Origin of the sequence: Roseibium aestuarii (genome assembly GCF_008477545.1) — a bacterium.
Lineage (GTDB): Bacteria > Pseudomonadota > Alphaproteobacteria > Rhizobiales > Stappiaceae > Roseibium > Roseibium aestuarii.
Map to the genome: position 1 here is coordinate 1 of NZ_VORA01000011.1, position 14139 is coordinate 14139.

14 protein-coding genes are annotated in these 14139 nt (G+C 54.7%); 7 read left to right on the plus strand and 7 right to left on the minus strand.

Annotation, left to right across the window (positions count from 1 at the left end; genetic code table 11):
• From FR728_RS19040 to FR728_RS19050, 3 genes are all read right to left on the minus strand, one after another.
• A partial coding sequence (locus FR728_RS19040) for a type IV secretory system conjugative DNA transfer family protein (protein ID WP_149894326.1) occupies positions 1 to 1422 on the minus strand: 1422 nt, incomplete at its 3' end.
• Between the two features lie 65 nt (positions 1423 to 1487).
• Positions 1488 to 1829: a hypothetical protein gene (locus FR728_RS19045; RefSeq protein WP_149894327.1), complete on the minus strand. Its 342-nt coding sequence runs from the start codon at positions 1827 to 1829 to the stop codon at positions 1488 to 1490.
• A gap of 206 nt (positions 1830 to 2035) precedes the next feature.
• A complete protein-coding gene (locus FR728_RS19050) occupies positions 2036 to 2314 on the minus strand; it encodes a hypothetical protein (RefSeq protein WP_149894328.1) in 279 nt (92 codons plus the stop codon).
• Positions 2315 to 2618: 304 nt separating this feature from the next.
• Here FR728_RS19050 and FR728_RS19055 point away from each other — a divergent pair, with 304 nt between their 5' ends.
• Complete coding sequence (locus FR728_RS19055; RefSeq protein WP_149894329.1) at positions 2619 to 3158, plus strand: hypothetical protein; 540 nt, start codon at positions 2619 to 2621, stop codon at positions 3156 to 3158.
• Between the two features lie 15 nt (positions 3159 to 3173).
• Here the strand turns inward: FR728_RS19055 and FR728_RS19060 are convergent, their stop codons facing one another.
• Together FR728_RS19060 and FR728_RS19065 are read right to left on the minus strand one after the other, a co-directional pair.
• Positions 3174 to 3626, minus strand: coding sequence for a hypothetical protein (locus tag FR728_RS19060; RefSeq protein WP_149894330.1), 453 nt, complete (start codon positions 3624 to 3626; stop codon positions 3174 to 3176).
• Positions 3627 to 4319: 693 nt separating this feature from the next.
• Positions 4320 to 4964: an Abi family protein gene (locus FR728_RS19065; RefSeq protein ID WP_149894331.1), complete on the minus strand. Its 645-nt coding sequence runs from the start codon at positions 4962 to 4964 to the stop codon at positions 4320 to 4322.
• 977 nt (positions 4965 to 5941) lie between these two features.
• Between FR728_RS19065 and FR728_RS19070 the strand changes: the two genes are divergently transcribed.
• The 4 genes from FR728_RS19070 to FR728_RS19085 all read left to right on the plus strand — a co-directional run bounded on the left by FR728_RS19070 (position 5942) and on the right by FR728_RS19085 (position 10137).
• The gene (locus FR728_RS19070; protein ID WP_188318970.1) at positions 5942 to 6325 is read left to right on the plus strand and encodes a DUF2513 domain-containing protein; all 384 of its coding nucleotides are present in this window, start codon (positions 5942 to 5944) and stop codon (positions 6323 to 6325) included.
• Positions 6322 to 7275: a tyrosine-type recombinase/integrase gene (locus tag FR728_RS19075; protein WP_149894333.1), complete on the plus strand. Its 954-nt coding sequence runs from the start codon at positions 6322 to 6324 to the stop codon at positions 7273 to 7275. Before FR728_RS19070 ends, FR728_RS19075 begins: the two co-directional genes overlap by 4 nt.
• Positions 7276 to 8064: 789 nt before the next feature.
• On the plus strand, positions 8065 to 8736 hold the full coding sequence (locus FR728_RS19080) for an AAA family ATPase (protein ID WP_149894334.1): 672 nt from the start codon (positions 8065 to 8067) through the stop codon (positions 8734 to 8736).
• A gap of 306 nt (positions 8737 to 9042) precedes the next feature.
• Positions 9043 to 10137: a replication protein RepA gene (locus FR728_RS19085; protein WP_149894335.1), complete on the plus strand. Its 1095-nt coding sequence runs from the start codon at positions 9043 to 9045 to the stop codon at positions 10135 to 10137.
• A gap of 712 nt (positions 10138 to 10849) precedes the next feature.
• Here the strand turns inward: FR728_RS19085 and FR728_RS19090 are convergent.
• The gene (locus FR728_RS19090) at positions 10850 to 11176 is read right to left on the minus strand and encodes a hypothetical protein (protein WP_149894336.1); all 327 of its coding nucleotides are present in this window, start codon (positions 11174 to 11176) and stop codon (positions 10850 to 10852) included.
• 209 nt (positions 11177 to 11385) lie between these two features.
• On the opposite strand from FR728_RS19090, the gene mobQ reads away from it, so the two are divergent.
• Together mobQ and FR728_RS19100 are read left to right on the plus strand one after the other, a co-directional pair.
• On the plus strand, positions 11386 to 12612 hold the full coding sequence (gene mobQ / locus FR728_RS19095) for a MobQ family relaxase (RefSeq protein ID WP_149894337.1): 1227 nt from the start codon (positions 11386 to 11388) through the stop codon (positions 12610 to 12612).
• Positions 12613 to 12630: 18 nt separating this feature from the next.
• Positions 12631 to 13014 (plus strand): hypothetical protein, encoded by a 384-nt coding sequence (locus FR728_RS19100; protein ID WP_149894338.1) that lies wholly within the window; start codon positions 12631 to 12633, stop codon positions 13012 to 13014.
• Positions 13015 to 13126: 112 nt separating this feature from the next.
• On the opposite strand, the gene FR728_RS19105 is transcribed toward FR728_RS19100, so the two are convergent.
• A complete protein-coding gene (locus FR728_RS19105) occupies positions 13127 to 13915 on the minus strand; it encodes a GNAT family N-acetyltransferase (RefSeq protein WP_149894339.1) in 789 nt (262 codons plus the stop codon).
• Positions 13916 to 14139 lie beyond the last annotated feature (224 nt).

The following is a 14139-nucleotide window of genomic DNA, read 5'->3' on the forward strand; positions in this document are numbered from 1 at the left end:
CCCAAAGATCGGGTAAGGGCAGTTCCGCAATTTGAGGACAACCCGTGTCAGCGGCAGCCGCTGGACTTCCGCCGCATCGAGCAGCCAGTAGGTGCCGTCCGAACGGCTTTGAGAATGGCTGCCGCCCATCCCGTTGAGGCTGGTGCTCGATGATCTGGACTCTGCCGGGGTGTTGCCGAGCATGGTTGCAACGTACTCCGCCGTGTCGTTGTCCTCGACCCCAAAGAACAGGCGGGCGGATGCGTTTGCCAGAAAGGCTTTCGCGTTGCTGCCGTAGATCTTGGCGACCTGCGGCAGGTTCTGCCAGATCAGGACCGGCGTGCAGTAGGCCCGCAGCAGGCCGGATTGTTCTTCCAGGACATCGAGACGCCCAAGCACGGCAACTTCATCAAGCAGGAGGACGACCTTGCGCTTTGGCTTGTTCGCCTTGGCACGGGTCAGGGTTTTGAGGGTGCAGCCCACCATCACCCGCAGCCAGCGGGAATAGACCTTGAGCAGGTCTTCATCCACGCAGAGGTACAGGGTGCCGGTACCTTCAACCAGATCGGTGAGCCGGAAGGTGGAGCTTGCGGAAAGGCGTCCAGCAGGGCTGGTGGCCGACCAGGGCTCGGTGGCCTTCTGCACGTTCGAGAGGATTGATTGAAACTCTTCGGAAAAGTCTCCTCCGGCGTCCACAGCGCTGGTGAGCACGGCGCCGATAATCTCCTGAGCCGCACGCGACGGAGAATGGCCGGCCATCTCGGTCAGGTTGGCGAGGAAGGTTTCCCGCTGGCCGGAACTCAGCCGGCGCACCGTCGCAAGCGTGCGGCTTGCCGGTGGTTCCGCGTTCATCACATGCAGGATGAGGCCCTTGATGAGAGACACGGCCTTGTCGTCCCAATGAGACTCCCGGGCGTCGGGAACCACCATCAGGCGGGCAATAGCTTCTGCGTCGTCCGCTTCCTGCGGTGAACCAATCCGGATCATGTCCAGCGGATTGAGACGCTCGGAATGGATGAGGTCGGTGGGGTTCAGCATCCAGACCTTGCCGAAGGCGGCACGGCGGCGGCGGGTGATGGCGTAATTTTCTCCCTTGGGGTCTGTGACCACCATGGAGCCGCGATAGGTCAGCAAGGTCGGGATGACCACGCCAAGGCCCTTACCGGCCCCCATCGCGGCGAACACCATGACCATACCGTCCGAAGAGAACCGGAGCAGACGCCCGAACGCGCCGCGGCCGAGGATGACCCCTTCGCCGCGGATGGCACGGTGCCACCATTGCTCCCAGCGGTGTGCCCATCGGGCGGAGCCTTGCGCCTTGCGGTTGCGGTGGGTGGTCTTGCGATATAGCCTGAGAGGAGCCCGCAGGATAAAGATAATCAGCCACCAAATGCTGTGCAGCGTGGTACCAATGAGCCAAAGAAGTCCTGCGAGTACATCCATCTGTGAAGTGTTGCTGACAGGCAGAACGAAGGCAAACGGTCTGCTCGCTTCGCCAGCATTAAATCTCAGCGTGCGAGCTTCAACGCCTCCCGAAGGATTGCGCCGATGCCTTTGACGGTTGCATTCGCGGCTTGTTGTCGGACGGCTTGTCCCGTTGTTTGAAATTCCGGCGGAAGCGGGCAGTCGCGTCCGTTTTTGACGCGGTACTCATAAAGAGCCGACTTTACCCACTTGGTGGCGTCCACATTGCTGGAGGACTGACGGCCCTCAACGTAGGCCTTGATGGGTTCTCGGATGGATTCCGGAATGATATCGAAACGTCCTGCTTTTGCGGCGCCGATGTATCGGCTCAAAAAAACGGCATGAAATTGTTCGGCGTATGCTTGTGCGCGTCGATCGATTGCCATGGTATGCCCCCTAAGGCTGAAAACAGCTTAGAATTGCCTTTTCTTCCATTGCTCGCAAATAGAATTTAACGGCTTTTTAGTATTTTCGCGTGGCCGTACCTGCCCGCACGCCTCAAGGCACGCTGCGCTCTTTGGCCTTGACCCGTACGCTCAGGCACAGCGTTGGCTTGGGAACAGCAAGGCCCCAGAGTGGCCTTGCTGCCCTCTTACGACAGGTTGCCGAGCGGCAGGCGCTCAGGAATGCGACCTTCCCGTCGCAGCCACAGGGCACCGTCCGGAGGCGGAAGGGGTCTGCCTTCCTCGCTGAGGAACTCACCGACTTCGGGAGGCAACTCTGTTGGGAGTGTCAGAGTTACCGGTAACTGGTTGGAACTCTCATCGAGCAGCGGGCCAAATGTGTAGGGATCTCCGTTGCGGTGGCCCGCGACGTAAAGCACGTGGTCGAGCTGCTCAAGAAGATCCTTACCGTCCGGATGCTCCCTCATGAAGTGGCTGCCAGAGGTCGCGTAGATCCGGTGGTCGGGTCGGCTGAGAACCCGAAGGGGTGAGAGGCTGTCTGTGGAAGAGGATTGTTCCGTAGGAGTCGCGGGATGAGCGGGAATGTCCTGTGGAGGCTGGCTGAGATGAACGTGTACATGGATCTCAGAAGCCCCGGACGGTTGCTGTTGTGTAGCTGGGATTGATACAGGCTCAGGATTTGTGCGGGCGAGTGCTGAACGCTCTTGCTGTTCGGGTTGTGGTTGTGGTCTTGTGACAACCTGATGGGTAATTTTCCCAAGTGTCCAGGTGATGAATGCAACGGTTGCCCCAGTGAATGCGAGGGCCAACTTTGAAATCATTTTGAGCAAGAAAAGTATGACGTCCATTTTTGAGACCTATGCCGCCAAAATTTGCCGTTGTGCAGAGCTACCACCTAACACCTACGATATTATCCAGTTGAACCGTATTGTCATGACGTTACCTCTTGCGGAGGCCCATGCCGCGCTGGATGGCGTCGAGCATGACCGGCTGCCCAGGCTTGGCGACACGGTGAGCCTGAAAGAGCATATGCAGGCCAATTTCTTTGACATCCTGAACCAGCCCGCGCGCGAGTTATGGGAGTTCACCAAGCCCATTCTCATGAAGCGCCAGCATCTGGAGCGCCTCGAAGGTTGGCGCGATTGGCGCACACTCTCGGTCTACTTGTCTCGGGATGGTCTGGAGCCCTCTGCCGTGTTCCGCAACACGCCTATTCCGATCAAAACGGATCCGTTCGAGTCCGTGGATTACTACGTCGCGGACATACGGGTATTTCTGGTTCGCGACATATCTTTTGTATGGAGCGGGTAAAATCAGGCCTTAGCATTAGATAATTAGTTTGCAGAAAAGGATGTTGGTGATGGGAATATCAGTCTTTGAAATCTTGATATTTGTCGGCTTGGTATCGGGTGTTCTGTGGTTTGTCTTGGGAAGCAGGAAAAAGGCCCAAACAGAGCGGGAAATGGAAGCCGCAGCCCGGGCTGCGGAACGATGGAGAAAAGAATCCGCAGAGGCAGCCGCACTTGCTCGTTCGTTGATGAAGTCACCGAGTGAAATCGCTTCAGATGCCAGAGCTGCCATCGATGCCGAGGAGCGCCAGCGCCGGGAGGCGCGTGACAGATACAACGACAGTTTAAGAAACCGATGAACGCCGGAGAAGACCACCGGCCTTCTCTGATCGTGAGGCCTTTCTGAAACTACCCAAATTTTCCCCGCTGCTTTCGCTCGAAATCCGGGGATTGCGAACGTGTTCCCTTGCGTAAAATCGCGCTGGAACATATGTAGAACAGGCTCCTGGGTGGTTGAAAGACGTTGGCGGGAGCATCGATGGGTTACCAGTGGGCGCGGCCTAAGCCCAAGCGCAGTCCGAAAGGCAGAAGCGTGGCCGCCAGCAGTACATCCGCTGCTGTGAAGTAGCTGCCAATCTCAACGCCGGATGAAGAGGTTGTTGAGGGTCCGAAAGCGAGGGATCGGCTCCGGTGAGCAGGTTGCTACGCTAAGGGCATGGGACCAGCCCGGGTCGTTTCACACCGGGGGCTGGTCGTCCTATGTCCTTTGCTCAGGATCTCACCAGTGAGCAGGGATAGTAATAGTAAAATCACTTCAGAAGAAAAATCACGCCGAGGGTTAGGAGAAACAGGCAAACGATAGCAAATCGGCCCTCTGCTGATCCTTCCAGATAGCGTCCCACACGGATGGCTAAGCGATCTTTAGATTGTGGCATCCCGAAACTCCGATAGAGCAGCGACTTGGCTGAAGCCCTCGATTTTCGAGCATGGCAGACGATGTTAAGTGCGAAACAGCCTACTTTTTCATGGCCCGTAACTCAGACCTGCCTCATCCCAAAGGGAAATGCTCCATATGTGCAACGCTTTGTGCGCTGTCACTCTGAATAGAGGACATCGGATAAGACTTTCTATCCGCGTAGCTGCGTGGGTGGTTCGCGCTCATTAAGTGCGGCTGTTCCCGCCTTTAGAGGGGTAAGACTGGGTTTTTCAGGTTGCCAATAATAATTGGCTGGCCCGGGTGCACACTCCGAAAACGACAGTGTGTATGGCACCACGCCAATGCGGCAGGCGACAGCCAGCCGGTTATCTCGCAGGTCTCTAGATAGGTCTGCTCAAGATCCAATTGAATAATTGGTTCATGGTGGGCAATACGATTACGTATTCCGCGAATATCATCCAGTCGGCTGGCAATCTGTTTTCTTTTCAGCGGCTTACCTGCATTGAAAAGACCGCGCAGATCTTGACCCCACAGGTGATTGTTCCGTCGCCCAAACAAAGCCGTCCAGAAACCAAATGTGAGTTCTGCTACAATCTGGCCGTCCGTCGGCTGTTGTCCCTGGAACTTGGCAAAGGCCTCTTGGACTTTTTGCTGTTGGTAGCGATCCGTGATCACCGCAGGATTTCGAAACCATCCGGCCCCGTGACGCGCCCTTAATCCATCATGGATGGCATTGCGTAAGGTGATCTCTAAGATATGTAATGATGTATAAAACGCCTCTGAGAGCGCGACATTCAGCGCATAGAGGGCAAGGGCATCATCGTTATTCTGTAAAGCCCAGTGGCGGTATTTTGTAAGGCGTTCAGTGGAAAGAGCGGCTTCTAATGTCATGTAAAGTCAGTTTTTGATTGAATTTTCTATCGGATTATGCCATATAAATAATTGTAAGCCCCCGTTCGTCCCTGCTTTGCAAACGTCGGGGGTAAGTTTTTTCTATATTCCCAATCTTGTCAAAATAATTTGCAGGGCGCGTTCGTCATGAGCCGCGCCATGAGCAACTGTTTCATTCGAGCCGCGAATTAAACCGTGCAACGAGTGGACTGTTCAAGGCTTTCTTCAAGCCTTCGGGAGTATCCAGTTTAGCCCACTATAAAAAGTAAATTCCAAGTGGTCTCGAATCTGCTATAGGTCAGAAATAGATGCTGCGCGCGTCATGCCCTCCTTTTGATTTTCCCGTTATCGAAACCTGTGGTTAGCTCGCCCGCTGTGTGGACTGAGCGGGTTGGGCATGGCAAATTAAGGTCAGGATGATTTGCTGGATCCGTCCGCACCTGATGTTTCCCGTAAGGTTGAAGCAGTTGAAGGCGAGCGGCGCACAAACCCAGCCAACACAAGACGCAGGAGCTGCGGAGTTGGCGCGATTGGGTTTTATTGTCTAAACTACACACGGATATCTAATTTGAAATTCGGCTGAGTTCTCAGCCGCACATAATCGCTTCCTGGTGAAGCGATAGGGCGATCCGCCCATGTCACACCCGCCATTTCATGGCGGGTTTTTTCGTGCCCGAAGCAACGAGAACTGATGGCAGAAGCAATTATGTGGCTGTCGTTTGCGCTTCAGGTCTGGTCTGTGCTTCCGCCCTGGCGGCTCACTTCACATAATTGCAGCGGTACATTCCGTTGCGAGAGTGAATGGAACCTCCATTTTTACAAGCGGAAGACAGTTCGGACCGAGCGCTACGACCGTTCACGCTAATCGCGCCCCCTGAAGCTTAAAAGCACATGGAAGACGATTAAAGCTGCTCACCTCATTTATATATGATAATGTCCTTTATCTAATATAAAAGGTTCCCGATATGAAACGAGACATGGATCTCATCCGCAACATCCTTCTGGCGTTCGAAGCGTCTGAAGAAGTGAGAATTAGCCCAAAGACGATCCTTGTCGGGGACACTGATGCAGACACAATCCGGTTTCATATCGAGCTTCTCAAGGAAGCGGGATTTATCGACCATCACATCGTGCAGCCAAAGACCAGGGACGGAACCGTGTTTATGACTCGGATCGATATGGGCATGCGCCTCACCATGGACGGCTACGACTTTCTGGAGAGTATTAAAGACGCCACTGTCTGGGAGAGAACGAAGGCAGGCGCAAAATCCGTTGGAAATGCCAGCGTCAGCCTCATCTGGGAAATAGCCAGAGGTTACGGAAGGCAGCTTGTTAAAGAAAAGCTGGGAATTGAGATATGAGCCAGATCGTTGGTCGTACCCAGCCTTTATCCGCACCTCTTCTGGTTGGAAATTTAAACGCGGAGCGTCGTTTCCTAGAGTTCTTCACGGCCAACATCCGTAACGCCAACACCCGTAAGGCCTACATGCGGGCAGCGGTGGATTTTATGGAATGGTGTGCGGAACGGGGCATCACATCCCTCCCCGCCGTTCAGCCCGTGCATGTGGCCGCTTGGGTGGAAGGCCTTGGCCAAAGCCACTCTGTCCCCACCGTGAAACTCCGCCTTGCCGCTCTTCGTCATTTGTTTGATTGGATGGTGACCGGCCAGGTCATGCCCAGCAATCCCGCACATGCGGTGCGTGGGCCGTCCTATTCAACGAAGAAGGGTAAGACACCGGTGCTATCTCCGGAAGAAGCGCGGCACCTCTTGGCGAGCATTCCAGCGGACACGATTTCGGGAAAGCGTGATCGCGCATTGATTGGGCTGATGACCTATTCCTTCGCGCGGATTGGAGCTGCCCTCTCGATGGAAGTCCGCGACGTGTTCGTGCAGAACCGTCGCCTGTGGGTGCGCTTGCGGGAGAAGGGTGGAAAGAACCATGAAATGCCCTGCCACCACTCCCTGGAAGCCTTCCTAGACGACTACATGGACGCGACAGGCTTGCGGGATCACCCGCGCAGTCCTCTGTTTCAGACCATAGCGAGAGGCACGGGCGTACTGTCAGAAACCCCCCTCCCCCAGCCGAATGCCTACGCCATGATCCAGCGCCGCGCAAAAGCCGCTGGCATCGCGACCGATGTATGTTGCCACACGTTCCGGGCAACCGGCATCACGGCCTATTTGAAGAATGGCGGAACGCTGGAAAAAGCCGCGCACATGGCGAACCATAGCTCGACACGAACGACCCAACTTTATGACCGCCGTTCCGATGAGATCAGCCTGGATGAGATTGAGCGAATTTTGATTTGATCAAATCGAAAAGTAGCTACGTAGGATGCGGAGGCAAATACCTGTGAGGTATTTACTGATCATTTGGCAGCTAATAGCCTTTATTATTCAGAAATAACCTCTGAGAAATTTGAATTTCTCTAAAGTCCGAAAATAAAAACTTGACAATACGCATTAAATCTGTCATAATGAGAGTGTAGGCTGTTTTTCTGTCTACACTCCCTCAAACTCGAAGCGCCATTGCCCAGAGCCCTTAGGCTCTATGGGTTTTTGCGCATTTTTAGAAAGAAAAAACTCAACTTGAACATTTCAAATAATTTCTCAAACAGGCTTCCTCGTAGGAAAGGCAGCCGCAAAGTCACACCTGTAATTGCTGATAAGATTCTTCAACTGCACCATACGACAGATTTAACGCAACATGACATTGGTTCGTTATTCAGTGTCAATCAAGGACAGGTCAGTAAGTTAATCAATGGAAAGTGGTACCCAAAGAAAGTCCATTGATTTTTCAGCTTAGTCACTTGGTTTCAGAGTGAGCCTCCGCATTTTCGAGCTGGCGGTCTAACGCCAGCTCGAACCTATTCACTTCGGTTTCTTAACAACCCGAGCTATTCGACCTTAACACGGCGACAGAATAACTCTGATTTTGGGTTCGTCGCTTAACACCTTATTGAGAGAAGCACGCACTACACCACTATAGCTGTATAGTGGCTTGCAGTTTTGCCACTATGCTTTCACAAAGGCTTAATGGTGTACTGGCATAGTGGTGTGAAGTTGTGCCACTGTAGCGGCATAACAGGAGCGAATCTCATGAAAACCATAGCCTTTGTGACCCAGAAAGGCGGAGCTGGAAAAACCACTCTTGCAGCGTCTCTGGCCGTGGCTGCCCAGGAGGCCGGGGAAACCGTTGCCGTTCTCGACCTGGACCCGCAGCAGTCCCTCACCAACTGGGGCAACGACCGCGAGTCCGACGCACCGGCCATCGACTACCTTGAACCGGGATCCATCTCCCAGCTCCCGTCCATCCTTACAGCGTTGAAGGGGAGGGGATACACCCTCGTCATCCTCGACACCGCCGGGATTGATAGCACCGGCACACACATAGCCATGCAGGCTGCTGACATGTGCCTGATACCGAGTCGCCCGACCCGGATGGATCTACGCGCTACCCGAGCAACTTATGAAGCAGCCATCCGCATGGACAGGCCGTTCCTATTCACGCTCAATCAGTGCCCACCGCAACCCAACAACCCGCGCGCCTCTGAGGCCGCCCAGGCATTGTCCATGTTGGGCATGATCGCCGAACCGCTGATTATGCAGCGCGCTGATCATCAGGATGCCTTCGCTTCTGGCCTTGGTGTTACTGAATACGCCTCAGATGGGAAGGCCTCCGAGGAAATGCGCAACCTGTGGACCTGGCTCCAAAAAACAATGAAAGGAAAGAACCATGGCGAAGCCATCAAGACCAAGCTTGTTGGGTAGCATCCAAAGCGACATGCCCGAGACCCCTGCGCCTGCCGCCGTGGTACCGATTGCCCAACCCAAGCCAGCACCCGTCAAATCCGATGTCGTCAAATCAACAGTCTACCTGCATCCCCTAGTGCATCGAAAGCTCAAGGAGATAGCATTCACGAAAGACTGCAAAATCCACGACCTCCTCATGGATGGCGTGAGCCGGATCTTGGTTGAACACGGATATCCGACCGTGGACGAATTAAAACAGAAGTAACGCTATACCACTACAAGGGTATAGCGTTATAATGGCAATAAATAGAAAGCCAGCCCTGCATGAACTCTCCCAAACCCTTTGATGACAGCAAAATTCGCGATGCGGATCTGCGGGAGGAACTGGAACGCCTGAGGGGCGGGCCAATGTTTACGACATTGGCGCAAACCTTGATTTCGCGCCAAGAGCGCCGCGATCAGGAACGCGCCGTTGCTGAGGCTAAAGCCCGTGAACTGGATGCAATGCCCCGCGAGCAGCGCCGACGGGCCATCGTCCGTCAACAGTTCGAGGACGAGCCTCCGACCGTTGGTGATCTACGGCACATCCACAGTGTCCTGGCTGTCTGCGGCCTACCTTATGAACGCCAGCCACTGGACGTGCGCCGCTACGAGCGGCGCCAGGGGAGTATGAGCCTGCTAGTCAATGCGGGAGAAATCATGACCCCGTCCGGCAAATGGGCACCACAGGAATTACCGTTCGGCCCTAAGGCTCGACTTATCCTCATGCACCTGTGCAGCCAGGCCGTTTTACAGAACAGTCCCACTATCGAAATTGCTGAAACCTTCACTGCATTCGTGCGCGAAATGGGTTTCAACGACAGTGGCGGCTCGCGCGGGGCTTTGACCGCATTTAAGCAACAGCTTAACGCGCTTGCAGCCTGCGAATTGAAGATCGGCACCTGGAACGGCACCACCGCCAAAACCAAATCCTTTAAGCCAATTGATGAATTCGAGGTGTGGCTGTCCAACAACCCCGGCCAACGGTCTTTGTGGCCCAGCACCCTGACGTTTAGCCAAGACATGTACGAAAGCCTCAAACACCATGCCATGCCGGTAAACGTGCGAGCCGTGAAAGCGTTTGCGGGTAGCGCCCGCAAGCTCGACCTGTATTTCTGGCTTGGCTACCGACTCCACCTTATCGACAAACCGCTGCACATCAGTTGGAAGGCACTGGCCGAACAGTTCGGCACCGGCTTTTCCCGGCAGCGGGACTTTCAGCGCAAACTGGCCGAGGAGCTGGGACACATCGAGGAGGTGTTTCCGAAGCTCCCCATCAAGCTCACAGAAGACGGCTTGAACTTGCGCCCCGCAGATCCGAATGTACTGGCCTTACCTGCCCAGAAGGTCTCCAAAAAAAAGACCCCATCCCAAAAATAGATCGATTGGGTTTCGGCCGATTTTATAGGGCTTTAGCTCCGCTGAGTTGGTCGCGCTTTGGCAATTCCAAGACTCCATGGATTCAACGGGTTACGATACGTCCTCCGCTGAGTTGGTCGCGGACCTCCGCTGAGTTGGTCGCACTAGACGCTTCAGCTCCGCTGAGTTGGTCGCGCCCATCCGCTGAGTTGGTCGCGGATCTCCGCTGAGTTGGTCGCGCTTCCTATATATAAGGATTCAGAACATACAGAACATTTGTCAGAACACTCTTTTCAAAACATTCTTCAAAAATTTCAGAAAAAGAGATTTTCAAAATTTTGAAATGGTTTTGAAGGGGGTTTCAAACGGCGAACGCCACTCGGTTACCCAAGTGGCGTCCTAACCCTTTACGGTCATCGGCTTCCCAGCCTGTACCGTGAAGAAATTGAATCACACATCCGCCGGTCTGCCAAGGACTCTTCCTTCAAAGCCTGTCAGAAGGCCATAGGAAGCCCGTGGAGACGTTTTTAGCTGGGAGAGCGGGGGGTTTTATCCAAACCGCCCCCAAACGCGTCCTAACCCTTTTAGAAATATCCTCGGGGGTCTGGGGGCAGACAGCCCCCAGGGGTAGGTACGGCACATTCGAAAATTGATCGTTCGACCAGCGATCCAGCTCGGAGGGGGTGCAGGGGGCTTGCCCCCGCGACCGGCGCGAAGCGCCCGCGCCAAAATTTCAGGGGGTGAGTAGACAGTCCCAACCAAAATAGCGCGGCATGATGCCGGGCAGCACGGCCAATATGAAACCACCAATCATCAAACCGATGCCCGTCTGTCCCCGAAACTGGGAAATGGCCCATATGAGCGCGCCGAGTGTCGCAAGGACAACGCCAATGGCAAACGATGGAGGCGTGAAGAACGCCACCGCTGAGCAGAATGCATCGCTCTCCCAACCAAACCAGCGAAAGGTGAGGTCAAACAGGTAGGCGCCACCGAGCACGATGAGAACCAGTGCGGCAAGATTACCGATGAGGCGAGTTGGTTGGTAGGGAGGCAGCTTCATAGAAATTCACAAAGAGGCAATCGCGGGAGAGGATAGCAAGACACAGAAGGAAGAAAAGAGTTTGAATTGACTGGTTAATAGCGCACTTATACATTGCTTCGCAACATAGGTGTTCCGGCAGCCACAGGGACGTGGCAATCCGCCGGGAAGGAAGGCCTTTGGGGCCTGATTTTCGGAGTGTGCTGGCATAGCCACAAGGGGAGGACGGCGTGGCGATTTATCACTTCTCAGCGCAGATCCTCAGCCGTCGCTCTCGTACCAATCCTGATGGCAGCGTGCGCCCGGGATCGAAAGCCGCTGCGGCTGCTGCCTATCGCAGTGGCTCCCAGGTGCGGGATTACCGTACCGGTGAAATCCACGACTACAGCCGTCGCAAGGGCGTGGCCCATTCCGAAATCATGATCCCGACCGGCGCGGCCTCATGGCTGGAAGATAGGGAACTGCTTTGGGGAACGGTCGAGCGTATGGAAACCCGCAAGGACGCCCAGCTTGCCCGCGAATTCAATATGGCACTGCCGTATGAGCTTGATCCCAATCAGCGGCTAGACCTGGTGCGCAGCTTTGTGCAGCGGCAGTTCGTCAACCGGGGCATGGTGGCAGACCTTGCCTTGCATGATCCGGTGCCGGAAGACGGACAGAACGCCCGTAATTTTCATGCCCATGTGATGCTCAGCTTGCGCAAGGCAACGCCGGACGGGTTGCATCCCGTTAAGACCCGGGAATGGAACAGCAAGGAGCTGCTGAACGTCTGGCGGGCTGAATGGGCGCTGGCCTGCAACACGGCACTTGAGCGGGCCGGGAAGAGGGGGAGGGTGGATCATCGCACCCTTGAGGCCCAACGGGACGAGGCTGTGCGCCAGAAAGACCATGTGCGGGCCGCTGAATTGAACCGCATCCCGGAAATCCATGTCGGACCGCGTGCACGGCAGGCCGTACGCCATCAGCGCTCGCCGGTGAGCAAAGCCCGCGAGGTGGGGGCGGTGCGCGTTCGTTCGCAAGGCAAAGCGCCCGCGCGTCGCCGCCGGGACTATCCGGCCAGGGACTACGGGTCACGGTTGAACTGGCTGGAGCGCATCGTCAGCGCCAACAATGACAAGTTGCGGCGTGACCTAGAGGCCATCCATCGTCGCTTTGACCGTTATGAGCGGAAGATTGACTATTGGGAGCGGCGGATCGCGTATTGGACCGAGGGTCAGATACGCGGCAAGCACTTCCGCTATGACCGGTGGCAGGAGGCCGAGAGGCGCAAGAAGGCGGAACACGCGAAACGGCGCTTCCAACAGCTTGTCAGGATGATGAAGACCCTTGAAGATATGATGCGTCTTGGCGGGCTTCAGCGCGAGCGTGGGCTGGTGCGTATCCGCGAGCTGGAAGGGTGGGTGCGGCGGGTCGAGCCACGTAAGCGAGGGCGGTCATCGGGCAGAAGAAGGTATTGACGTAAAGGAGACCGAAAAATGGCCACCACAGACAGGTTATGCATTTTTATAGCGTCGATTATTGAGTTTATCCTGAATGTGGTTTTGTTGGTTGTTCTTTGGATTGCAATTAGTCCCTTTGCGACTGGGATATATGTCTCGTGGCTCCTCACATGGAAATATATGGGAGAGGTTGGGGAACGATATCGCAATCCCTTTGAGCCCCGAACGCCAGTAGCAGACGCCTGGGCATTCGTCGTTGGCGGGCCTGTATTCTTCTTCATTTTATGGTTTTTGATAGCAGAAGCAGGAATTATAAAAATTTGGAGCGCCTCAGGACGTGAAGATCTTCTGAATCAGATCGTAATATATCTTAGAAATATGAATTTCCCTTCTGATATTCTTAACAATATGATTGGGTAGTAATTCTTATGCTGGATGATGATCTGATGCCTCTTAGGCTTCTTATTGTAACGATAACGTTGATGGTATTGTATGCTGTTTTTTATTAGGGTTCTGAATTAATATAATTATCTTATTTAGGCGGTGTGATGCGATCAACGATGAATGTGTACCCTTTGTCTTTCTCGACGCCGCACTTTTGGCTTTGGCTATATTTGACCTTATCAAAGAGCAGGGTCTTTCCGTCGAGGCTCAAGCGCACGAAATAATCTATATGCCCGGCCTCGTCCGGCCAGAAGCAATAGGCCCGTTCCGGTAGCTGTATCGAGCCATCCGAAAGCCTTTCGCCTGTCCCTGAAAACACGGCAAAGGGCGTAGGAGGGTTACTGTACCGCGAGTTTTCCGTGAAAAATTCGACGGCATATGGCACTCGTTCACCGTCGCCGAGTGGGAATGTCCGGGGCAAAATGCGGAACGCAAAAATACCCCCTCCCGGGCCTCTCCGATCTGGCTTTATCGTAAAGCCCATGCGCTCCCAGAAGGGCTCCGCAGTTGATAGCGCAACCCCGATTTCCAAGACTGAAAATCCGTCGTCGAAAGCTTTTTGCACCATAAACTCTGCAAGAAGGCGACCGTAACCTTTACCCCTAAGGCTCGGATGGATTTCGAGGATGTCCTTTCCGACCAGAAATCCCACCGCTGACGCGTCAACTAACAAGACCCAAATTTGGGTGTGTCCTTCAGACAGCCACCGTTTGGCCGAGTCCCAGTTACAACGAAACCCCTTGGCAGGCTGGTTGCCCTGGCAACCTCCAGCTTTCCAAGCCTTCCTTTCAGCTAGGTAGGTTGCTTCCTCCTCATCAAGCCATTTTTCGATCTCTGCCAACGTTTTATGGGTGGCGGGGACGATTTCATGCTCCATTGGGTACTCCTTCGTCAGGGGACGGAACGGGTGGTTTCGGTGGAGTTATAGAGGGTTGAAGGTCAAGCTGATCGGGTCTCTGGGGCTCGTTGTCAAACCCCAGAGACGTGGCTTGCCATGCATCCCACAGGCCGCGCCAGCGCCAGGCTTTGCGGTAATCCAGACGCCTCCCAAAGATCGGGTAAGGGCAGTTCCGCAATTTGAGGACAACCCGTGTCAGCGGC

Coding starts and splice junctions, on each gene's coding strand:
- FR728_RS19050 (WP_149894328.1), bottom strand. CDS start 2,314: ATGAGGGAGCATCCGGACGGTAAGGATCTTCTTGAGCAGCTCGACCAC.
- FR728_RS19045 (WP_149894327.1), bottom strand. CDS start 1,829: ATGGCAATCGATCGACGCGCACAAGCATACGCCGAACAATTTCATGCC.
- FR728_RS19065 (WP_149894331.1), bottom strand. CDS start 4,964: ATGACATTAGAAGCCGCTCTTTCCACTGAACGCCTTACAAAATACCGC.
- FR728_RS19090 (WP_149894336.1), bottom strand. CDS start 11,176: ATGAAGCTGCCTCCCTACCAACCAACTCGCCTCATCGGTAATCTTGCC.
- FR728_RS19080 (WP_149894334.1), top strand. CDS start 8,065: ATGAAAACCATAGCCTTTGTGACCCAGAAAGGCGGAGCTGGAAAAACC.
- FR728_RS19070 (WP_188318970.1), top strand. CDS start 5,942: ATGGATCTCATCCGCAACATCCTTCTGGCGTTCGAAGCGTCTGAAGAA.
- FR728_RS19075 (WP_149894333.1), top strand. CDS start 6,322: ATGAGCCAGATCGTTGGTCGTACCCAGCCTTTATCCGCACCTCTTCTG.
- FR728_RS19085 (WP_149894335.1), top strand. CDS start 9,043: ATGAACTCTCCCAAACCCTTTGATGACAGCAAAATTCGCGATGCGGAT.
- FR728_RS19055 (WP_149894329.1), top strand. CDS start 2,619: ATGAATGCAACGGTTGCCCCAGTGAATGCGAGGGCCAACTTTGAAATC.
- FR728_RS19060 (WP_149894330.1), bottom strand. CDS start 3,626: ATGTTCCAGCGCGATTTTACGCAAGGGAACACGTTCGCAATCCCCGGA.
- FR728_RS19105 (WP_149894339.1), bottom strand. CDS start 13,915: ATGGAGCATGAAATCGTCCCCGCCACCCATAAAACGTTGGCAGAGATC.
- FR728_RS19100 (WP_149894338.1), top strand. CDS start 12,631: ATGGCCACCACAGACAGGTTATGCATTTTTATAGCGTCGATTATTGAG.